The 21,232-nt window shown below is 44.1% G+C and carries 16 protein-coding genes; 10 read left to right on the top strand and 6 right to left on the bottom strand.

Annotation, left to right across the window (positions count from 1 at the left end; all coding sequences use genetic code 11):
* Positions 1-11: 11 nt before the first annotated feature.
* Positions 12-1,178: a glycosyltransferase family 1 protein gene (locus QUA34_RS24280; RefSeq protein WP_333389628.1), complete on the top strand. Its 1,167-nt coding sequence runs from the start codon at positions 12-14 to the stop codon at positions 1,176-1,178.
* Entirely contained in the window at positions 1,147-2,610 is a 1,464-nt protein-coding gene (locus QUA34_RS24275) for an O-antigen polysaccharide polymerase Wzy family protein (protein ID WP_333389626.1), read from the top strand. Before QUA34_RS24280 ends, QUA34_RS24275 begins: the two co-directional genes overlap by 32 nt.
* Positions 2,611-2,693: 83 nt before the next feature.
* Here the strand turns inward: QUA34_RS24275 and QUA34_RS24270 are convergent, their stop codons facing one another.
* Both QUA34_RS24270 and QUA34_RS24265 read right to left on the bottom strand, forming a co-directional pair.
* On the bottom strand, positions 2,694-3,245 hold the full coding sequence (locus tag QUA34_RS24270) for an acyltransferase (RefSeq protein WP_333389624.1): 552 nt from the start codon (positions 3,243-3,245) through the stop codon (positions 2,694-2,696).
* A 30-nt stretch (positions 3,246-3,275) separates the two neighbouring features.
* The gene (locus tag QUA34_RS24265) at positions 3,276-5,054 is read right to left on the bottom strand and encodes a glycosyl hydrolase family 28-related protein (RefSeq protein WP_333389622.1); all 1,779 of its coding nucleotides are present in this window, start codon (positions 5,052-5,054) and stop codon (positions 3,276-3,278) included.
* Positions 5,055-5,340: 286 nt separating this feature from the next.
* Between QUA34_RS24265 and QUA34_RS24260 the strand changes: the two genes are divergently transcribed.
* From QUA34_RS24260 to QUA34_RS24230, 7 genes are all read left to right on the top strand, one after another.
* Positions 5,341-6,537: a glycosyltransferase family 4 protein gene (locus QUA34_RS24260; RefSeq protein ID WP_333389620.1), complete on the top strand. Its 1,197-nt coding sequence runs from the start codon at positions 5,341-5,343 to the stop codon at positions 6,535-6,537.
* Complete coding sequence (locus QUA34_RS24255; RefSeq protein WP_333389618.1) at positions 6,534-7,661, top strand: glycosyltransferase family 4 protein; 1,128 nt, start codon at positions 6,534-6,536, stop codon at positions 7,659-7,661. Before QUA34_RS24260 ends, QUA34_RS24255 begins: the two co-directional genes overlap by 4 nt.
* Positions 7,662-7,794: 133 nt before the next feature.
* Positions 7,795-8,634 carry a serine/threonine-protein kinase gene (locus tag QUA34_RS24250; protein ID WP_333389616.1) on the top strand — a complete coding sequence of 280 codons (840 nt, stop codon included), beginning with the start codon at positions 7,795-7,797 and terminating at the stop codon, positions 8,632-8,634.
* 38 nt (positions 8,635-8,672) lie between these two features.
* Positions 8,673-9,314 (top strand): sugar transferase, encoded by a 642-nt coding sequence (locus tag QUA34_RS24245; RefSeq protein ID WP_333389613.1) that lies wholly within the window; start codon positions 8,673-8,675, stop codon positions 9,312-9,314.
* Positions 9,315-9,440: 126 nt separating this feature from the next.
* Positions 9,441-10,682, top strand: a complete 1,242-nt coding sequence (locus QUA34_RS24240) for an alanine racemase (protein WP_333389611.1) — start codon at positions 9,441-9,443, stop codon at positions 10,680-10,682.
* Positions 10,683-10,767: 85 nt separating this feature from the next.
* Entirely contained in the window at positions 10,768-11,781 is a 1,014-nt protein-coding gene (locus QUA34_RS24235; protein ID WP_333389609.1) for an ATP-grasp domain-containing protein, read from the top strand.
* Between the two features lie 8 nt (positions 11,782-11,789).
* Positions 11,790-12,926 carry a DegT/DnrJ/EryC1/StrS family aminotransferase gene (locus QUA34_RS24230; RefSeq protein WP_333389607.1) on the top strand — a complete coding sequence of 379 codons (1,137 nt, stop codon included), beginning with the start codon at positions 11,790-11,792 and terminating at the stop codon, positions 12,924-12,926.
* Between the two features lie 130 nt (positions 12,927-13,056).
* On the opposite strand, the gene QUA34_RS24225 is transcribed toward QUA34_RS24230, so the two are convergent.
* Positions 13,057-14,355, bottom strand: a complete 1,299-nt coding sequence (locus QUA34_RS24225) for a HEAT repeat domain-containing protein (RefSeq protein WP_333389605.1) — start codon at positions 14,353-14,355, stop codon at positions 13,057-13,059.
* A 228-nt stretch (positions 14,356-14,583) separates the two neighbouring features.
* On the opposite strand from QUA34_RS24225, the gene QUA34_RS24220 reads away from it, so the two are divergent.
* Positions 14,584-15,453: a lipid kinase gene (locus QUA34_RS24220; RefSeq protein ID WP_333389603.1), complete on the top strand. Its 870-nt coding sequence runs from the start codon at positions 14,584-14,586 to the stop codon at positions 15,451-15,453.
* Between the two features lie 90 nt (positions 15,454-15,543).
* On the opposite strand, the gene QUA34_RS24215 is transcribed toward QUA34_RS24220, so the two are convergent.
* The 3 genes from QUA34_RS24215 to QUA34_RS24205 all read right to left on the bottom strand — a co-directional run bounded on the left by QUA34_RS24215 (position 15,544) and on the right by QUA34_RS24205 (position 20,760).
* A complete protein-coding gene (locus QUA34_RS24215; RefSeq protein ID WP_333389601.1) occupies positions 15,544-17,109 on the bottom strand; it encodes an FAD-dependent oxidoreductase in 1,566 nt (521 codons plus the stop codon).
* A gap of 661 nt (positions 17,110-17,770) precedes the next feature.
* Positions 17,771-18,049 carry an aromatic amino acid lyase gene (locus QUA34_RS24210; protein ID WP_333389653.1) on the bottom strand — a complete coding sequence of 93 codons (279 nt, stop codon included), beginning with the start codon at positions 18,047-18,049 and terminating at the stop codon, positions 17,771-17,773.
* 173 nt (positions 18,050-18,222) lie between these two features.
* Positions 18,223-20,760, bottom strand: a complete 2,538-nt coding sequence (locus QUA34_RS24205) for a DUF7507 domain-containing protein (RefSeq protein WP_333389599.1) — start codon at positions 20,758-20,760, stop codon at positions 18,223-18,225.
* Positions 20,761-21,232 lie beyond the last annotated feature (472 nt).

Raw genomic sequence — 21,232 nt, 5'->3', positions numbered from 1 at the left:
ATCAGCAGAAGATGTTATTTGATAAGCCTTCCATCCGAATACTCCATGTTGTAGGTGGCATGAACCGAGGGGGGATTGAAACTTGGCTGATGCACGTTTTGCGAAACATCGATCGCGCTCGCTTTCAAATGGACTTTCTAGTCCATACAACAGAACCGGGTGCTTACGATGACGAAATTCGGGCCCTTGGCAGTCGCATTATTCCCTGTCCCCATACTTCCAAACCTTGGATATATGGCGCTGACTTGAAAAAGATATTACGCCAGTATGGACCTTATGATATTGTCCACAGCCACGTTCATCACTTCACTGGCTTAGTTCTCCGCACGGCAAGGCAGGCGGGTGTACTTATCTGCATTGCCCACAGCCATAACGATACCTCGGCGCTGGAAGCGAAGGCAGGATTGTATCGGCGTCTGTATGTAGGTTTAACGAAATGGTGGATTGCCCGTTATGCCACAGCAGGTCTGGGATGCAGTGGCAAGGCAAGCGCCAACCTATTTGGCCCTGCTTGGGAGCGGGACCCGCGTTGGCGGATTTTTTACTGTGGCATCGACTTGACAACATTTAACCATGTTGTGGATCGGGCGGCTGTTCGCGCAGAATTCGGTATCCCTGCGGATACCTTCACGATCGGTCATGTGGGCAGATTTGACGAACAAAAAAACCATGAGTTTCTGGTGGAGATTGCTGCCGAGGTGGCTAAGGAAGAACCCAAGATGCGCCTCTTGCTCGTGGGAGAAGGGCCTTTGCGATCGGCAGTAGAGCAGAAAGTCAAGCAGATGGGTTTAGCCGAGCGGGTTATTTTTGCAGGTGTTCAGTCTAACGTACCCCGATTGATGTTAGGCGCGATGAATGTATTCCTTTTGCCATCACTACATGAAGGATTACCAGTGGTTGGCATAGAAGCTCAAGCTGCTGGACTGCCCTTTATTTTGTCGGATGTGATTACAGAGGAGGTCGATCGGGTTAAGCCGTTAATACAAAGAATCAGCCTATCCCAACCAGCCTCAGTTTGGGCTAAGACAATTTTATCGGTGAGAAATGCTGTCTTAAGGATTAGCCAAGCTGATAGTTTAGCTATCTTAGAAAACAGCGAATTTAATATTACTTTTAATGTCAATTCACTTACCAAAATCTACACCTATGAATACGAGAAAACCTATAAGAGTAGATGAAAATAGCCTACTCATTCTTGTTGCACATATTTTGGTGTGTACGGCTTTGGTTACTTCCGGCCTTTTATATATACAGCTAAATTATGAATCCGAGCCGATGATTTATCCTTTATGCTGTTTTTTACTTTTCCTAACCATTTGGTGTTTTTGGTCTTGGTCTGCTGTTACAAAAAGTTTATTCAGTCCTTATATTTTATTTTTCACCTCCGCTTTAATATTTAATGGGGGACAAATACTTTTAGAAATATTTAATTGCAATTCAAATCAACTTTTGGACGGCGACTTTACCTCAGATACTTTATTAGAAACGATATTTCTTGTTGATCTTGGGTTAGCATTCTTCCACTTAGGTGCTTTAATTGGCGCAGCCAAAGCAAAAGTAATCTCTCAAACTCCTGACTCTCAGAAAAACACAAATTTTTCAGAAATAAAAGAAGTTTATCAAGTGGGATGGGCTTTGCTTTCCATATCTTTCCTGCCTTCTCTTTTAATACTAAAAGAATCTCTTACTACTGTTTTATCGGGTGGTTATTTTGCCCTATATCAAAAAGAGGAGGCTACAAGCGTTGATGCTGCGCCTGCGATTGTAGCTGGTTTTTTAGTGCCAGCAGCTTTGTTTATACTAGCGGGAAGTAAGGATAACACTAAGGGCAAAATAGTAGCTGGCTTGGTAATAATGATGTACGCCATGATGTATTTTTTCTTAGGTCAAAGAAATACAGCAATGATGCCACTGCTTGCCTTTGCATGGCTCTGGCATCAATGTATTAGACCCCTACCTAAAACCCTTTTATTTAGTTTAAGTGGTTTCCTAGTATTTATTGTTTTGCCTTTGGTTGGAGCTAGTAGAAATTCTTCGGGTGCAGATCGGTTATCTGTTGATGCACTAGTAGAGACATTTTCGTCTATTAATAACCCTGTTGTAGCAATTTTATCGGAAATGGGTGGTTCCATGAATACAGTTGCATATACCATCGAATTAGTTCCGAAGGTCAGGGCATTTCAAATGGGAGCAGAATACTTTTATGCCTTGCTCACCTTAGTACCCAATTTGTTTTGGAAACTCCATCCTAGCGTAGCTAGAGGTTATCCCGGTCGTTGGTTGACCTGGGCAGTCAACCCAGAATTTGCCGCCCGTGGCGGTGGTTTGGGGTACTCTTTTATTGCTGAAGCTTATCTTAATTTTGGTTGGTTTGGAGCGCCAATCACCTTGGCAATAATTGGTTTTCTTTTCACAAAGCTTGTTTTATGGGCCACTAGAACTGGTGATCCAGGTAAAATGGCAATGGTTGCCAGCTTTACTTCCTCTTTCCTATTCTATGCCCGTTGTGAATCTGCTCTTCAAGTCCGCTCTTTGGTATGGTATTCGTTATTTCCTTACATGGCGGTTTATTTGTTAAGCTCGTCACGCTCCAAAAAACTTATAAAATAAGCTCTCCGAAGAATTGCTCGAAATTTAAGGAACCAGTTTTAGCATCAGAATATAAGATATTTTCATCCGAACAGCCACCTTCACTATCCCTTTTCTGGCGAAGCGGATAGGACTCTAATTACTTTTGCAGGATTTCCGCCTACTATAGTATGATCCTGAACATCTTTGGTTACAATAGCACCCGCTCCTATTACCGATCCCCGTCCTATATATCTAACCTGGGGGAGAACAATTGCGCTCTGTCCTATCCAAGCACCTTTACCAATAATCTTTGTACCTGGAGAGTAAATTTCTCCTGCTCTGTTCTCGGGGTCATTATAATGATGTGTATTACCAAGAATAGTTACATGATCTGCTAAAGTAACAGCATCTTCTATGACTACGTTCTTTCCTATATCGCAGTATTTTCCAATAAAAACGTTGTTTCCAATCTTAACATTTTCATGAATTTGAGTATGCCAACGAATCATTACCCGCTTGCCAATATCTATACTTCTTGAATCGAGAAATCGCACTTCATGCTCTATAGTGACTGGAAAACCGCAGGAGCGAGCAAACAACTTCAGGAGAGAGCCACGAAGAATGCCTGTCACCTTTCTTAGTGTTATTTTTTTTAATACAGATATCTCGGTCATTACTACTCCTGCTTAAATCTTACTAAACAATTAGTATAAAGGAATACTTTTCACTCGATCGTGTAGCGTTCCTGAAACTCGATCTAAAATACGCGATCTGGGAGATTTAGATCGAAAAATTTCCAGCACAGCACCACTAGCTATATTTAAAGAATTGCCTCGTACTTCACATTTTGCTTCACAATCACCAAACCAAATAATGCCGCCTTTCATGGTGTTTATTCGCTGATTATCAACCAGCAAATTTTCATTAATCTTAACATCATTGAATTTTCCGTCCACAATCATAGCCGCTCTGTAGTCATCGTGAAAAGAACCCTTGCTTTGTCCGGGATTGAGAATCGTGTTTTGCGATATTTCACCTTTTTCGATTGGCATCGATATATAAATGCCAGCAGCCATAGAATTTTTAATTTTGTTCCCTAAAATCCGAATATTTTTAGTTGCAACATTGGGAGATGAATATCTCCATAGATTTATGCCATTAGCGAGATTATCTTTAACTGTACCTCTATCGGCGTAATTTGTAAATGTTATTTCGTTATTAAGGATGTTAAAATTTTCTATCGGCGCATCGGATTTTGGCTCTAACCAAATACCCGCACTGCTAGTATCGCCCCATAATTTACGCCAATCTTTGATATTCAAGGTAATTTGGTTGTTGGCAATTATGCAATTAGCAAGACCGGGATTCACCGTATTACCCCTGTGAAAGTATGACCAAATTGTAATGCCAGTGTACGCTTCTTTAATGACATTATCAGCTACTATCTGATTATTGGAACTGCGGGCATAACCTGTAATATTAATTCCGTTGGTGAATCCATCAATTACATTGGCTTTTAGAAGATGGTCATCTCCATGTATTTCTATTGCTGTTCTTGCGCCATTAGTACCCGCTCCATTTCGGCTAGAAAAATAGTTATTGGATATCTCAATTCGTTTACCATAAGTGTAGATGGTTGAATGATCGTAATCTATGTTACCTCCACCAATCCTTTCAAATATGTTGTTATTAATGATTGCATCTGATACCAATTCTTCATTACTGTTAAGGGTAATAGTATTGAGGTTGTTTTGATTTGTAAATCTACAGCGTTCTATACGAATCCTTCTTCCGGCAAATATTTGGAGAGCGTATCTAGGTTTTCCCTCTGCTGGAATATCAGATTGAGTCCGTATTGGATTGTTGGTTGAATTAGCATCAATTGTCAGATCGTACATCTCAAAATCAGAAATGTCGGTCTGTGGTTTTTCTCCCGCTAAAATTGAGTTATAATTACCTTGGTGCTCGCCTAACACGAGCGTAGTGTTTTTATATCCTGCTCCTCTAAGAGTCAACTTAGGCCGAATCTTAATAGCTTGTGATGCGCCCGGATTAATGGTAACTTTATAAGTACCGCTGGGGAAAAATACCACTCCTCCTCCTGACTCATTCACGGCATCAATTGCTTTTTGAATAGCGCGGGTGTCATCTGCAATGCCGTTGCCAATAGCTCCAAAGTCTTTTACAGAAACAGTAACAGGTTTTGCCAACCTGGTAGATTGAATCGGGGGAGTAACTCTAACATTGAGAGACGATTGCTGTAAATCAGGATTACTTGTTAATTGGGACGCTCCTGCAGATGCAGCCCGCGCTATCTCACTGCCAGTTGGGATAGACTGCTGCCAATTTTCCGCAGTTACATCCGGTTTTCGTTGAGTGTTAACTTTATTTAAAATGCTAAAGGATAAAATTACTATAAATCCTAATCCTAGCGTAAGCAACAAGGTTTTAATTAGGACGATTTTTGAGATTCTATATCCCATAGCCTTTGTTTCCAGTAGGAGCGATCGCAAGTGCGATACGTAAACAAAAATGAAGATAACATGAAGCTTTGTTGAAAAACTGTTAAGAAATTATAAATATATCCCCAAAGAGAGATGTCAGGTTATAAATTAAATTATAAATGGCTTTGCCAAAAATTTGGGATAAGGAAAAAGAAATTGACAATACAAAATTAAATTTTTATATATATAAATAAATTTTGTGGTTCTGGTCGAGCGACTAGGACTGGTAGGTTTCTAGTAATTTAAGTTTCGGGGCTGTCGATTGATGAAAGTTGTTGTAAGTCTTGAATATCGGTTCGATCGCACGCCCGATGGAAAAGTGTGGACGCAAACAACCTTTCCCTATAGCTTCTGGACGCGCTACTTAGAAGTATTCGATCGCGTCAGCGTAGTAGCCCGTACCCGCGATGTACCCAGCGTGCCTTCAGATTGGCAACGCGCAGACGGCGAGGGAGTTTCCTTTGCCCCCATTCCATACTACATCGGCCCTTGGCAGTATCTCCGCAAGGCGCGAGAAGTCAAACAGGCGGCCAGAAATGCTGTTAGCCCAGATGATGCGGTGATTTTAAGGCTGAGTTCCCAAATTGCTTCCTGCATCCAACCGATGTTGTGTAAAGAAAGACATCCTTACGGTGTGGAAATTGTGGCAGACCCTTATGATGTGTTTGCGCCCGGTTCTATCAAGCATCCCTTGCGCCCTATTTTTCGTTGGTGGTTTCCCAGAGGTTTGCGGCGGGAATGTCAAGAAGCCTGTGCTGCTGCCTATGTGACCAAAGAAGCTTTACAAAAACGATATCCTTGCCCCAATTTATCGATTGGTGTATCGGATGTAGAAATTTTAGAAGATTCGCTCGTGGCTGCACCCCGTCCCCTGCGCGGGGAAACAGGAATTTTTACGCTCCTGTTTGTAGGTTCCTTAGCCCAACTATATAAAGCTCCCAATATTTTGATTGAAGCTGTGGCAATCTGTATGCAGGAGGGGCTCAATATTGAATTAATTATGGTTGGCGATGGCCAATACAGAGCAGAACTGGAAGAAGAAGCCAAAGCATTGGGCTTGGGAAAGCGAGTTTCTTTCCTCGGTCAGTTGCCATCTGGGGATGCAGTACGCGCCCAGCTTGATCGCGCCCACCTTTTCATTCTCCCCTCATACCAAGAAGGCTTGCCCAGAGCAATGGTAGAAGCAATGGCAAGAGCTTTGCCTTGTATTGGCTCTACCGTCGGTGGCATTCCCGAATTACTGCCTGATGAAGATATGGTGTCGCCCGGTGATGTAGCAGCCTTAGCGAGTAAAATTCGGGAGGTAGTAACAGATCCCGATCGCATGGCGCGGATGTCTGCCCGTAACTTGGAGAAAGCCAAAGAGTATACCGATGAAGTTCTCCGCCAGCAGCGGCTCATATTTTATCGCTACGTGCGAGAGCAAACAGAAGGATGGTTGAAAGAGAAACAAAAAATATGAAGAAACTTTTAATTGTTACTACTATCCCGGAAACCCTTGACTTTTTTCTGCCTTTGACCAAGCATTTGCGCGGGCAAGGCTGGCAGGTAGATGCAATGGCGAAAGAACTTTCCACTAGCAAAGAATACTCACAATTGTTCGATCGCGTTTGGGATGTTGAATGGTCGCGCAATCCCCTGGAGCCCAAAAATTTGATTACTGCTCCCGCACAAGTTCGGCAGGCATTTTTGCAAGAGCAATACGACTTAGTAAATGTTTCTACGCCTGTAGCTGCTTTTGTTACCCGCTACGCTCTCAATAATTGGAGAAAGCAGGGAAAAGTAAAAGTAATCTACACAGCCCAAGGTTTTCACTTCTACGAAGGAGGGGCACCGCATAAAAATGCGATATTCTTGGGACTGGAAAAGATTGCAGGGCCTTGGACGGACTATCTAGTAGTGGTTAATCGGCAAGATGAAGCAGCGGCAAAACGTTATGGTTTGATTGCTGCCGAACGAGTCCATTACATTCCCGGAACTGGATTAAATATTGATCGCTTTAATCCCCATGCTATTTCTGAAGCTGAGATAATGCGAGTACGTCAAGAGTTGGGATTGGCACCGGAAAACTCTGTGTTTTTATCAGTGGCTGAATTTATTCCTCGCAAGCGTCCTTGGGATATTTTAAAGGCATTAGCTCAACTAGAACGGCCTCAAGTTCACTTAGCTTTTGCCGGCCATGGCCGAATTTTACAGGAAATGCAGCAACTCGCATCCGAGTTGGGAATTCAAAAGCAAGTGCATTTTTTGGGATTGCGACGAGATATTCCCGTTTTGATGCGTGCCTCTGTAGCTACTCTGATTGCTTCCGACCAAGAAGGTCTTCCTAATTGTGTGATGGAATCTTTGTGCATGGAAGTTCCTGTTATTGGTACAGAGATTCGCGGCACCCGCGATTTATTAGTAGAGGGAAATGGCTTGTTAGTTAAATTAGGAGATGTCAAGGGAATGGCCAAAGCAATGGAATGGATTTTGGATAATCCAGAAGATGCCAAACAGATGGGTAAGCAGGCGCGGGAAAAGATGATAGCTTATAGCGTCCCAGAAATCCTCAAGCAATACGAAGCTTTATATCAGGAGGTTTGAGGAAACTCAAAGTGAAAACTATCAGGACATTAGCCAACTAACAATGATTATTTGTATCAATCCAAATTGCATTGCTTCACATCAACCAGTGGAATACGCAGGGCGAAAATGTCCTAATTGTGGCAGTGACTTAATGTTACAAAATCGCTATAGGGTCACAAGCATAATCCGAATCAATCGGGGATTTGGTAACGTTTACGAAGTAGAAGACCGAGGAAAAACAAAAATTTTAAAAGTTCTCAATCAGATTCATGGTAAAGATAGGAGAGCTATCCAATTGTTCCGGCAAGAAGTAAAGGTATTAAGTCATTTCGATCATCCGGGTATTCCTAAATGTGACAGCTATTTTCAATATGAACTGAATGAAGGAGAACGATTGCACTGCATAGTAATGGAAAAGATAGATGGTTGTAATTTAGAAGAGTGGGTGGAAAAAAATCAACCAATTTCGGCCGAACAGGGTTTAGAATGGTTGGAAAAAATTACAAGTATTTTAAAAGTGGTTCACGAGCAAAAATATTTGCATCGGGATATCAAGCCACACAATATTATGCGGAAGGATAACGGACAGTTCGTGTTGATTGATTTTGGCGCAGCTATCCGCATAAATTTGTTCTATAAGACTTATGCTATTACGATTTATAGCGCTATGCTTTTATTGGGTAAGGGCGATGAAACAGATGGATATACGGCCCCAGAACAAAATAGACATTATTGCACGCCCCAGACAGATATTTTTGCCTTGGGGAAAAGCTTTGTATTTCTATTAACGGGTAAGTTTCCAAGAGATAAGGCGATGTACAATGAGAAGACAGAAAAAATAAACTGGCGTAAATATGCGAAGGGAGTTTCAGACGAGTTTGCCAATATAATCGAGAAAGCAATAGAACACGATCCCAAAAAAAGATACAATAATACTCAGGAGATATTGAACGACATCGGTAGAATCAAAAAAATCGTTGAATTGATTTAACTAGCAGGAAAAGGTCATTTTAGCCAGGAGCGTTGTGGATGAATTCCTCTTTTAAGCAAGAAAATAACCTCAAAAAGATTAGTAGGTTATTGAAATCAATATTAGATAGATTAGTAGCCGGGATCGCCCTTTTGGTTTTCTCTCCCGCGATACTAATAGTGGCGATCGCCATTTACATTCGCATGGGTAGCCCAATTGTCTTTACGCAACCGCGGCCGGGCCAAAACGGCGAAGTTTTTCAATTCTACAAGTTTCGCACGATGACGAGCGATCGCGACTCGAATGGCAATCTTTTAAGTGATGAAGAACGCCTGACAGCGATCGGTCAATTTCTGCGGAAAACCAGTTTAGATGAACTACCCCAACTTTGGAACGTTCTTAAGGGTGATATGAGTTTTGTGGGGCCGCGTCCTTTAATGGTAGAATACCTAGAGCGCTACAGTCCCGAACAAGCACGCCGGCATGACGTGATGCCGGGAATTACAGGGTGGGCACAAATTAACGGGCGCAATACCATTTCTTGGCAACAAAAATTCAAACTTGATGTTTGGTATGTGGATAATTGGAGTTTGTGGCTTGACCTGAAAATACTTTTCCTGACGGTATGGAAAGTAGTTAAAAAAGAAGGTATCAGCCAAGCTAATCATGCCACAGTTGAAGATTTCACGGGAAATAATTGACAATAATTAGTAGGGTGCGTTATACAATATAAACTGGTGGGAGAATTTGAAGTGCATCTGACGCCTCCGACAAAAGTAAAAGCGCGTCGTTGTCCGCTCAATGTTTAGCAGTATAAGGATGGAAAAATGGCACTCTCTTGGCAAACACTTCATAAGTTAGAAAAAGAATATGGCGATTCTTTTTTCATTTTGGATATTAGACACTTTGAAAATAACTATAAAGAATTTCTTCAGGGTTTTAGCTCAATTTATCCCAATACCAACCTAGGTTATTCTTACAAAACTAATTACATTCCCAAGCTATGCCAAACCGTGCATTCTATGGGAGGATATGCCGAAGTTGTTTCCCAAATGGAGTATGATTTAGCGATCGCGATCGGCGTACCGCCAACTAGAATCATTTTCAATGGCCCACTGAAGCAACAAGAAGACCTGGAAAAAGCTATTTTGGCTGGTTCCATAGTCAATTTGGACTGCTTAGAAGAAGTAGAAATGGTCGAAGCTTTGGCCGAAAGATTACCAGAACAAAAAATAGCGGTCGGATTGAGATGTAATTTCGAGATTGACACCACTCGCATATCTCGATTTGGGTTTGATGTAGCAGGAGGCGAACTCGATCGTGCTTTCAAAAGATTGACAGCATTAAATAATTGTTCTGTCGATGGATTGCACTGCCACATTTCCACTGCGGCAAGAAGCACTGAATCCTACGGGCGTCGTACTCAGAGAATTCTAGAATTAACCGATTATTATTTCAAGAATAAACAACCGAATTTTATCGATATAGGTGGCGGTTTCTACGGCAAAATGACTGAGGATTTAAAGAGTCAATTTGATGGCTATATTCCCAAATATCACGAATATGCCGAAGCAGTTGCGCCCCAATTAAAAAGCAAATATCGCGATAACTCTGGGCCGGAATTGATTATTGAACCGGGTGTAGCTATTGTCTCCGATGTATTGAATTTTGTCGCAAAAGTTGTGGGAATAAAAACTGTGCGGTCGCGTCAAATTGCCCTAGTGGTTGGTAGTGTCCACAACGTGAAACCAACGGGGACTGATAAAAATCTGTCCTTGCGAGTTTACGGAAACGATGAAAATGCCGAGCAAAGAAAACTTGCAGGACAAGTAGATATAGTTGGATATACTTGTATGGAACATGATTGTTTATACAAGGACTATTCCGGCGAAATAGGTATTGGAGATTATGCAGTTTTTGAGAATATGGGTGCTTATACTGTAGTCTTCAAACCACCATTTATTCGCCCGAATCCGCCCATAATTAGCTATGACTCTATCCAGAACGAGTATACACTAATCAGACGGCGAGAAACTTCTCAGGATGTGTTCTCTACTTATGTGATATAAGAAGCAAAAACATAAATGTACTATTGACTTGTACGGGACACTGCAAGTTCAATATTGAATCGGCTGTTCACCAACCATCAAAAATATGAATGTAATCTTGACTTGTGCGGGACGCCGCAACTATCTGTTGAAATTCTTCCAAGAAGCACTAGGTAATGGAGGAAAAGTATTTGCTGGTGATGCTACTTTGGAAGCACCGACATTACAAGAAGCTGATGAAAGTTTTTTGTTGCCGCCGATAAATCATAGCGAATACTTCGAGAAGTTGCTGGATATCTGTCAGGAAAAGCAGGTGCGCTTGCTGATACCGCTGAACGATCTAGAATTACCTTACCTAGCAAAACAACGCGATCGCTTTCTCGCAATAGGAACGATTCCAGTTGTTTCTTCTCCAGAAGCTATCGATATTTGTTTTGACAAGTTTGCGACCTTTCAATTCTTACAAAAACTAGGCATTGCTGCCCCACAAACCTATCTTTCCCTCCCGGAAGCACGCGAAGCAATTCAGCAAGGAAAAATATCTTTTCCTTTAGTAGTTAAACCCCGCTGGGGTAGTGCATCAATTGGGATTGAATATCCTGAAGATGATGAAGAATTAGAATTAGCTTATCGCTTTGTTAAAAAATCGCTGATGAGATCCTTCTTAGCAGAAGTAAGTTCGTCCGATCCCGATCGGTGTATCTTAATTCAAGAGCGAGTAATCGGACAAGAACACGGTCTGGATATTATCAATAACTTAGAAGGATCATATATTACGACTTTTGTCAAGCGCAAGCTGACCATGCGAGCCGGAGAAACCGATCGGGCTGTGACGGTCGAGAATGAAGAAATTAAACAGTTGGGTGCGAAAATTGGCCAAACATTGGGTCATATCGGTAACCTGGACTGCGATGTAATGGTGGGACAAAAAGGTTTGTGCGTGTTAGAATTAAACCCGCGTTTTGGTGGTGGATACCCATTTTCCCAGATGGCAGGGGCAAATATTCCGGCAGCGTTAATAGCTTGGGCCAACGGAGAGAAGCCTAATGAAAGTTGGCTCAGGGTTGAAGGAAATATAAAAAGTTCAAAGTGCGATCGGCTTGTTACTGTTCAGCAATAGGAAAAGTAATGATAAAACAAATTCTCCTTTCAACACCTCACATGGGTTCCCTCGAACAAGAGTTCGTCAAAGAAGCCTTTGACACCAACTGGATCGCCCCCGTTGGCCCCCATGTAGACGCTTTCGAGCAAGAATTCTGCGAGGTAGTTGGCGCTAAACACGCAGCGGCTGTTAGTTCCGGAACCGCGGCTTTGCATTTGGCTTTACAATTAATTGGTGTTGGTTCGGGAGATGAGGTTTTTTGCTCGACTCTGACTTTTATTGCAACTGCTAGCCCGATTACTTATCTTGGCGCAAAACCAGTTTTTATCGATAGCGATCGCACTTCTTGGAATCTCAACCCCGATTTGTTCCGAGAAGCACTTGACAAACGAGCAAAAATTGGTAAATTACCCAAAGCTGTTGTAATCGTACACCTCTACGGTCAAAGTTGCGATATCGACCCAATTCTAGAAGCTTGCAATGCTTATGAAATTCCGCTAATAGAAGATGCGGCCGAATCTCTAGGGGCTACCTATAAAAATAGATCGCCTGGAAGCTTTGGTAAAATCGGCATTTTCTCATTCAACGGCAATAAAATTATCACCACTTCCGGCGGCGGAATGTTAGTTTCCGACGACCAAAAACTTGTAGAAAAAGCTCGTTTCTTGGCGACACAAGCCCGTGACCCTGCTCCTCATTACCAACATTCAGAAATTGGCTACAATTATCGTCTCAGCAATGTTTTGGCGGGAATTGGTCGCGGTCAATTACGGGTTCTGGATGAGCGAGTTGAAGCTAGACGACGCAATTTTGATTTTTACAAACAAGCTTTAGGAAACTTGCCTGGAATTGAATTTATGCCGGAAGCTGCTTTTGGAAAAGCTACTCGCTGGCTGACTTGTTTGACGATAGATCCAGCCGCTTTCGGTGCAGATAGAGAACAAGTTCGCCTAGCACTTGCTCAAGAGAAAATAGAAGCGCGTCCGGTTTGGAAACCTTTACATTTACAGCCAGTATTTGCTGATTGCGAATGTTTTGGCGGTGCCGTGGCTGAAGAGTTATTTGAGTACGGGCTTTGTTTGCCTTCTGGATCTAATTTAACTGATGAAGATTTAGAGCGGGTGACAAGTGCGATCGCCCAAATTCACAAAGAAAATCGCTGATCTAGCCGAAGGAAGTTCGGCAACAGATTCTCTAACGGATGTAACGGAGGTCAGGAACAAGAAAGATGCGATCGCTATGAGATCCCCGACTTTTTCAAAAAGTTGGGGATTTGGGTATTCTATCTTTTGATTAATTTTCTTGCCATTCTTGCAGGGCGATCGCAATTCCTTGTTTCAATCTCGGTTCGAGATTGTCTTGCTTAACTAAGCTTTCTAATTTCTGCCTGGCCTCGATCGCATTTAGCTGTTTGAGCGCAGCCGTGCAGTGCAGCCTGACGCTGTTGTCTGCGTCGCCCAACATTGGAATCAGAGCATCTAGCCCTCTCATGTCTCCTAATTTTCCTAAACCTAAAGCTAAAGATTTTTTGCTGACGGCCTCCTGCACGGCCGGATGACCTGTTTTCAGCAAATCAATCAGAATTTCAGCAGCAGCAGCTTTTAATTCCGGCTTTTCTCCGCGCCCTAAGACAGTGACTATCTCTTGATAAACAGTAGAATTTATGTTAGTAAATTGCGCCCTTAATGTCTGATGCAAATATGCTAAAGCGGTTGCAGTTTCCATCCAGCTTAGGGCGCGCACTGTTTCGATTTGCAATTCAACCGGAGTTATTGGCGATCGCAACAATTCAAATAAAGCAGCCGCTGCAGCATCGGTTTTTACTCGCCCGATCGCGATCGCCGCTTGCTGACAAACTTCTAATCGGATGTCCGAAAGCAAAGGTTTGAGCAAGTTAACTAAATCGAATTCTGCATCTAAATAGGCGCGCACACCGAGAGCTCGCACGGCTTCTTTTCTGACTGCTGTCGCCGGATCTTTGAGTGCTGCTACCAGTACCGGCGGAATGCGGGAATCGTGAAAGCTGCTCAGGGCCTCGATTGCGTGCGCCCGCACCGCAACTTGAGAGTCTCCGACTACGCTCAACAGCGGTGGGATGGTTTCGGTGCGCCGAATTTGGGCGAGTGCTGCTGTGGCAAACTGTCGCGAGTCTTCTTGGAGTAAAAGAGTTGCGAGGGATTCTATGGCTGTCGGGCCGAAATTTCCTAGGGTTTCGGCGGCGATTTGGCTCAATTCTTCGTCGGAATTTTTGACCAATTCTACTAAAGCTTGAATCACTTCCGGGCGATCAAACTTTCCGAGAATGCGGGCGGCGAACCATCGGGGCTCTGTGTCTGCGTCTTCGTCTTCGAGTACGGCAATTAAAGGTGCGATCGCGCCATTTCCCAGATTGGGCAATACTTTAGCAATTTCCCAGCGGTCTTGAAAATCGCCCCATTCTAAGGCTTCTATTGCTAAACTGACAGCTTGCTCTAAAATGTGTTGTTCCTGCGGCTTGCCGGCTTTGGCTGTCACTTGCTGCAAGCATTCGACTAACCCCGGCCAGTTTTGGCGATCGGCAGCGACTTGCGCTTTTTGTAAAATATTATACATGATTTTAAATTAAGTTCGATCGAGAAGCGAGGTTTTTTGCTGCTAGGTCAGAGCGGGAGGGAACTACTTTGTACGAATCTTTTGCTACAATTATCCATTTTTTAACATTTTTGTCAATCCATCATAACTGGTAAAATGGAAGTAAAGCATTAATTTGATGTAGTTAAGGCATCAAGCTATACTTTTTGTAATTTAAAATACGCAATATTCCTAATTAAAAATTAACAAATGAAGAAAGCTCTACTTTTAGTAAACCAGCACTCCCGAAAAGGGCAAAAGCTATTATCTCAAGCCACTGTAGAATTAGAAACACTGGGTTTTGAGTTAATGGTAGAATCTACCGACCACGCCCACGAACTTTCCGACACTATTCGCCACTACCAAAATCGAGTCGAATTAGTAATAATTGGCGGTGGCGACGGCACTCTCAACGCCGCCATAGAAGGTTTGATAGACACCAAGTTACCCCTGGGTATTTTGCCGATGGGAACAGCTAACGACCTAGCCCGCACTCTGGGGATTCCTACAGATTTATCAGCAGCTTGTCAAGTAATTGCCAGCGGTAAAGTTCGGCTAATAGACTTGGGTTGGGTTAACAGCCAATATTTTTTTAATGTTGCCAGTTTGGGACTAAGCGTGGAAATTACCCAGCGGCTGACTAAAGACGTAAAGCAGCGTTGGGGAGTGTTAGCTTATGCTTTTACTGCTTTGCAGACAATTTTTTCAGCGCGACCGTTCCGAGCACAAATTAAGATCAAAAACCAATCTTTTAATGTTAAAACTATTCAAATTGCCATTGGCAACGGCCGCTACTACGGCGGTGGCATGACAGTTGCCGAGGATGCCACAATCGACGACAAGCGACTGGATTTGTACAGTTTGGAAACAAAAAACTGGTGGGAAATCATTGCTTTGCTGCCAGCTATGAGGCAAGGAAATCATACCAGTTGGCCTAACGTTCGCGCCTTGCACGCTCAAGAATTTGAGGTTAATACTAGCAAACCCCGTCCGATTAATACTGATGGTGAAATCACAACTCACACCCCTGCAAAATTCCGAGTGATTCCCGAAGCTTTAGCAGTTATAGCTCCTTCATAACTCACAACTAATATATCAGTTAACTGGTTCCTAGGCTCCAGCCTGGTAACGAGTAATTTTCTTGTGGAACAAGCCAGAGAGCCTGTTCGATTAATAATCGCCTCCAGCGCCATATTGCCAGGCTTCAACTAATCGGTGAAAATAGTATTGCTGCTCCGGCGCTAAATTTTTCACCTGGGGTTCTACGGCTTTCCCCAAAGGCTGCAATCCCGTATAAATTCCTAAATTTACATAATGAACCATCCAATCAAGCAAATTAGCTATTCCTACCTGCGGGATAATTTTCAGAACTAATCCGGGATGGCTAATTGCTGTTTTAAACAGGGTTTGTGACAAAGCCGGAAACAGCACGATATCCTGAAGAAACGGTTTGAGTACCGGTTCTCCCAACTCTTCCATTACCTGAAATACGGCAGCCAAAAGTTGATTGATTTGATTAGGGTCTATTTTTTGATTCATCGCAGCACTCATCGAACGCTGAAACAACCAGGTAACTGATAGATTCGGCTGGTAGGGTTGCAAAAGTGCCAGGGCATTTTTGCTGAGACTGTCGCTTGTCAAAGCTTCGTCAATTCCTAGAGTCAAGCGTTTGAGGTGGCGCACCATTGAGCCGAAACCGCCGAAGCTGAGGGGAGATTGGCTACCGCTGCTGTCTCCGACTGGGAGTATGCGATCCCAAGGCGTTTTTAGAGGACTTTGACGATAGCAGGGGAAGAATCCGTAAAGTGCTCTTTGGAATTTTAACTGTTCGAGTTCGACGTTTTGATACTGGGGAAGCAAGCGCAAATACTCTTCAAATAATGTTTCTAAACTGAATCTTTCTGTGTCGGCGTCTATGTAGGTAAATAAGTAGGTGGTGCGGCCGTCTCTCGCTGGAAATGCTTCCCAAAAATATTGGCACTGATTTTGCATTGGCGTGAAGGATGCAAATATATCGCCCGTGTCGTTTTTGGGGTATCCTTGAGCGCAACTGCCGACTACTAAACATACGGCGTCGGGTTTTTTGCCTTGTCTTGCTTGGCGGACAATGGGGGAAAAATGTCCCATTGCGTCTAATAATAATCGGGTTTTAAATAAATGTGTAGCAGGTTGTGTATCGGTATTTGCCGATTCTACAAGGACTCCATTGGGGTGAATGGTGGCTGTTTTAAATGGTGTATTTTCAAATAGCTTGCCTCCGGCTTGGAGAAATCGCTGTTTCAAGGTTTCTAGGAGGTAAACTGGGTCGATCCCGATGTTGAGTACGTCGCGCACCCAAATGTCTGGGGTGTTGGCAAAGCTGATGCGGGCTGGGTTGTATTCGGTGGCTATGGCCTTTTCTATCTCTTCAACAGAGAGCAAATTTAGTTCTAAGAATGCGTCTAATTCTTTGCGAGAAATGTTCCATTCTTGCTCGCGGCCTCGCAGGGTGCCGCGTTCGAGCAAGGCTACTCGCCAACCCCGCACGGCTAGGGCTGTACCGATTAATATTCCTAGGGTTCCGCCGCCGATAACTATGTCGAAGTCGAGGGTTTCGAGGGGTTGTTGGCTGTGTTTTACTGCTTGGGGTGCTGGTGCGGTGTTTTGTTTGAGGTTTTCCCAGAGTCGATCGACCTTTCGCAGGCCTCCGAGGGCGTCTCCTGGCAGTTGGGAGAGGATTTGTTCGGTGAGGGACATCGGGTTTTAGGATTGAAGAGTGGTGGATTTTTTATAATTTAGCTTAGATCAACGTTTCCGACAGTTTCAGGGCTGACGCATCGGTGGCGAGAAACCCGCTTTCTACCTATCTTTTTTTAGCATAAGTTGACTAAATCTTTACTCCATCAGAGTTTCAGGCGGGTTGTCACCCCCCCAGCCAATCCCACTAACTACCACTACAGAACCGAGGCTAACTCCTAGGAGCAACCCTTGCAGCTTGGATTGAATTGTCCAGTGGCCCCCTTTGAGATTACCTAGTGAGCCATTACGGAACTTACGCCAGCGATTTAGGGGATTTAATATCTTTTTTATTAATCTTGGTGGTGCACACTTAACCTGTTGCATGCGTCTCTCCGAGGAAGTTATCTGCTCCAGATGAGGAGGAATATAAGTTGAAATAATTAGGGACTAGCCAGTTCTATTTTGCTACCGCATTCATAATCTTATACGCCAATAAAAGATGGTTCTTAAGCTAGCCAAAAGCGAGTAAGTTTTCGACAATTGTAAAAACATAATTCTACCTGTTTTTGATAGATTTTCAAAAATGAATATGACTTTTAAGTATCATAGGTTAACACCCGATCGCTTTTCATGAAAGGAACAACCTGTCTGTACTGTTAAAAGATTTTTTAGTGACTATCTATAATTTCAACTTAGGATTTTTTTGCCATCTTAAGTCAATAGCTTGTGCAGCGTGCATCATTTCGCTTCCTAAAATGTGAGAGAGGGTATCAATCTGTGTCCTAACACGCTGCACAGTTCTTCGAGCATTTGTTGGCACATCTTCAATATTGCCAGCAAGGGCAAAATTATCAAGTATTGCCGCTGCTAGTTCCTGATTTTCTCTAGCTAAACACACGCAAGTTTTCTGAATTGCACCATAGGCATGAACGGTATTTTCCTTTCCTAAAAATCGCAGTGGGTAAAATGTGGGCCGCCAAGCTTAATTGTTCGCTGGCCAGATGCGTTTGAAAGTTGAAATGGGAAAAAGAGAAAAAGGGAAAAGCTATTTCCCTTTCCCTTTCCCTTTAAGAGCCAGTAGCGGTGATAACTAGCAACTAGCGTTAACTAGCAACTTAGGTTATGCCAACACTAGATAGGCTGAGTCCCGAACTTTCCGGTGTTGTTGTAGTAATCGAGCTTGCCGTTGATCGCTTCGCCAGTAGGCAATCCGTTGTAGGTGTTAGTTGCGTTTGCCCAAGCTGGGGAACTCGCAGGGACTCGGAAGGTTGATGCCTGCAAGGAGAGATTCCCATCTCCCTTGCCATCGCCGTTTTCGTCGGGAGTGTATGTTTGCAACCAAGTAATCGCTTGGTTCATATCTCCAGTCGGCGCGGGGTTGACGGCGAGGAAATTCAGCCAAGAGGCAACCAAGGAGCGATCGATCGTGTAGCGAACGTCCTGCTGGACTTTCTGGTTAGCGTTAACAATGGTCTGAGCTTCCTGAAGGGTGTAGAACACGGTATTTTCACCTGCATCCGTCTTTCCATTCCGGTTATAGTCACCAACCAGAATGCCCAAGGCAGTCTGTCCTGTGACTGGATCTACTGTAGCCGCGGAGTAAGGTGAGAGCAGGATGTCGCTGGTTGGGAAATCTGACTTGCCGGCAAAGGAGGAATCGTTGCTGGCATTGCCATCCCACACATCAGTCCAACGCTGCCAGAAGCCTGGTGTCCGCGCTCCCAGAGACCGCACGCCTGTGTAGGAGCTAGGATCGGATGCTGTCGGGGTTGCGGGGTTGTTCAAGCCGTCGGTGTAGGAACCTGTGGTCGTACCGATATTTTGATAGCCGCCCAAGATGGCAGTGCCGCTAGCATTGTAAACCCAGCTTTCTGTGAGGTCGAGCTTGCCGTCTTGGTTGGTGTCACCACTGCTGTAAATAGGAACCACACCTTTGTCATCTGTCACCTGGACATTAGAGAGAGGGACGTTGCCGGTGTTGGTGACAGTATAAATCCACGTCACTGGACTACCTTGCTGAATTAACAGGGCATCCCCTTGCACAGAAGAGTTGTCCGTTACTTTCTCGATGTTAATGCTGGGGCGAGCGCCGAAGTAGTTGCTGGGGTCGGTGGCGCTGACGTTTGTGTGATTGCCCACACCATCAGTGTAGGTATTGCTTGCCGTCCCGATGTTAGCGTAGGGGCCGGCAACGGCGGTACTTGTTTTCTGGACAGTGGTGCTCTGACCGGAGGCGAGGCTGGCAATGGTGCCAACTACAAAGTCGTCACTGGTGTTAAGCGGGGTGCCGTTGTCATCTTTGACTTCGACGTTGGTCAGGTTAACGTTGCCGGTGTTGGTGACTTCGTAAGTCCAGGTTATTGGCTGACCTGCCAAAATTGCCTTGCCATCGAAGCCGTTGGTCAGTTTGTTAATTGTCAAGGCAGGATTGGCACCGAAGTAGTTGCTGGGGTCGGTGGCGCTGAGGGGGGTGCTATTGCCCGAACCATCGGTGTAGGTATTGCTTGCCGTGCCGATGTTAGCATAGGCGCCTGTGATGGCGGTACTTGCTTTCTGCAAGGTTTGGTTGCTACCCACGGGCAGGCTGGCAATACTGCCAACTACAAAGTCGTCACTGGTGTTAGCGGGGGTGCCGTTGTCATCTTTGACCTGCAGGTTGGTCAGGTCAATGTTGCCGGTGTTGGTGACTTTGTAAGTCCAGGTAATCGGCTGACCTGTCAAAATATCCTTGCCATCGTAGCCGTTAGTCAGCTTTTCGATGGTGAACGCAGGAGCCGCACCGAAGTAGCTGCTGGGGTCAGAAGCGGTTACAGGTGTGCCGTTGTAGGTCCCGGTAACGTTACCAGTGTTGCTGTAGTTGCCAGCCTGGGCAGTGCCGGTTTTCGTGTAAGTCCAAACTTCGTTTGTATCCAGCAGGGTGTTGGTGTTCGCGTCGCCACTGAAGTTGGTGATGATTCCCTCTTTGTCATCGGTGAGGCTGACGCCTGAGAGTGGGACGTTGCCGGTGTTGCTGACTGTGTAAGTCCAGGTAATCGGCTGATTTACGAGAATGTTAACGCCGTCCGCGCCGTTGGTTACTTTGTCGATGAAGATGCTTGGATTTGGAGTTGGTCCACCAGTAATCGTGCCGATAACGCCGCCCGTTTTGGCACTGTCCCCACCGCCATTAGTGGACTGCAAGCGCACCCACCAGTTGGTGTTCTCGACCAGCGACTTGTCAAGAGGTGCACCTGGTTTGCTGATCACAAAGGTCGCTGTCTGGACGATCCCTTCTCCCGATCCTTGCTCGCTGAATTTGATGCCCAGATCGTAGGGTTCAGCCGAACCGCTCCCACTGGTATTAAAGCCAGGATTGAGGGGTCCACTATCGCTTACCTGATTGGCACCAATAACAACTGTGGGGTTGAAAGTGCTCAGGGTTTGAGTATTACTTTGCTCAGACCGAACGATATCCCCAATCTGCAAGCCACTGACGGCATTGTTTGCAACATGGAAGGCAACACCGAGCATATCCTCAGTGCCAGAATTAGCGCCTGGGTTTAAGCTGAGCGTGACTTGAATATCGTTAGAGCCATCGCCCGTGAAGTCCTGATCGAATTCAAAAAGTGCATTAATCGGCTCATTTGACGAGCCAAATTGCTGATTAAAAATAGTTGAATAGGTTGCCATTTGTGGTTTTCCTGTGATTTACTTGTGGGTTTTCATGTGTGGTAATTTAGTAATCCACCTGGGAGATAAAATAAGCTTGTTAACCTGCAATCAGTCTAGTCAGATTAATGAATATTGCTCTACTAAATTACTGCAAAATAGCTGAATCGAGAAAGTTCAAAGCCATCACTCATGTCTTTGACTTTCTGTCGCAACAATTTTTAGTTTATTGATAACTAACTTACTTTGCTAATTTCTTGCTGTCAAGTATTTTGGCAAGCTTTTTATGATTTATTTTTGCCATTATTCGCTTATATTTAAGCAGCAAAAAGCCACCGAACTGCTTGCAGAAAATGACAGCTAAAAGCAATCGCTTGCTATTATAAAAAAACAAGCGTCACTATTTAGGTAGGCATTAGATCTCTTGCAAAATAATTTTATGATATAATGAAAAGTTTTGCTGAGATTTAATTGAATCCCAACTCCTAACTTA

Origin of the sequence: Microcoleus sp. POL10_C6 (assembly GCF_036701585.1) — a bacterium.
GTDB lineage: Bacteria > Cyanobacteriota > Cyanobacteriia > Cyanobacteriales > Microcoleaceae > Microcoleus.
Note: the sequence above shows the minus strand (reverse complement) of the source record. Positions and strands in the feature narration are given on the sequence as shown.

Coding starts and splice junctions, on each gene's coding strand:
- QUA34_RS24215 (WP_333389601.1), bottom strand. CDS start 17,109: ATGTCCCTCACCGAACAAATCCTCTCCCAACTGCCAGGAGACGCCCTC.
- QUA34_RS24225 (WP_333389605.1), bottom strand. CDS start 14,355: ATGTATAATATTTTACAAAAAGCGCAAGTCGCTGCCGATCGCCAAAAC.
- QUA34_RS24230 (WP_333389607.1), top strand. CDS start 11,790: ATGATAAAACAAATTCTCCTTTCAACACCTCACATGGGTTCCCTCGAA.
- QUA34_RS24255 (WP_333389618.1), top strand. CDS start 6,534: ATGAAGAAACTTTTAATTGTTACTACTATCCCGGAAACCCTTGACTTT.
- QUA34_RS24250 (WP_333389616.1), top strand. CDS start 7,795: ATGTTACAAAATCGCTATAGGGTCACAAGCATAATCCGAATCAATCGG.
- QUA34_RS24260 (WP_333389620.1), top strand. CDS start 5,341: ATGAAAGTTGTTGTAAGTCTTGAATATCGGTTCGATCGCACGCCCGAT.
- QUA34_RS24220 (WP_333389603.1), top strand. CDS start 14,584: ATGAAGAAAGCTCTACTTTTAGTAAACCAGCACTCCCGAAAAGGGCAA.
- QUA34_RS24205 (WP_333389599.1), bottom strand. CDS start 20,760: ATGGCAACCTATTCAACTATTTTTAATCAGCAATTTGGCTCGTCAAAT.
- QUA34_RS24265 (WP_333389622.1), bottom strand. CDS start 5,054: ATGGGATATAGAATCTCAAAAATCGTCCTAATTAAAACCTTGTTGCTT.
- QUA34_RS24235 (WP_333389609.1), top strand. CDS start 10,768: ATGAATGTAATCTTGACTTGTGCGGGACGCCGCAACTATCTGTTGAAA.
- QUA34_RS24245 (WP_333389613.1), top strand. CDS start 8,673: ATGAATTCCTCTTTTAAGCAAGAAAATAACCTCAAAAAGATTAGTAGG.
- QUA34_RS24280 (WP_333389628.1), top strand. CDS start 12: ATGTTATTTGATAAGCCTTCCATCCGAATACTCCATGTTGTAGGTGGC.
- QUA34_RS24270 (WP_333389624.1), bottom strand. CDS start 3,245: ATGACCGAGATATCTGTATTAAAAAAAATAACACTAAGAAAGGTGACA.
- QUA34_RS24275 (WP_333389626.1), top strand. CDS start 1,147: ATGAATACGAGAAAACCTATAAGAGTAGATGAAAATAGCCTACTCATT.
- QUA34_RS24240 (WP_333389611.1), top strand. CDS start 9,441: ATGGCACTCTCTTGGCAAACACTTCATAAGTTAGAAAAAGAATATGGC.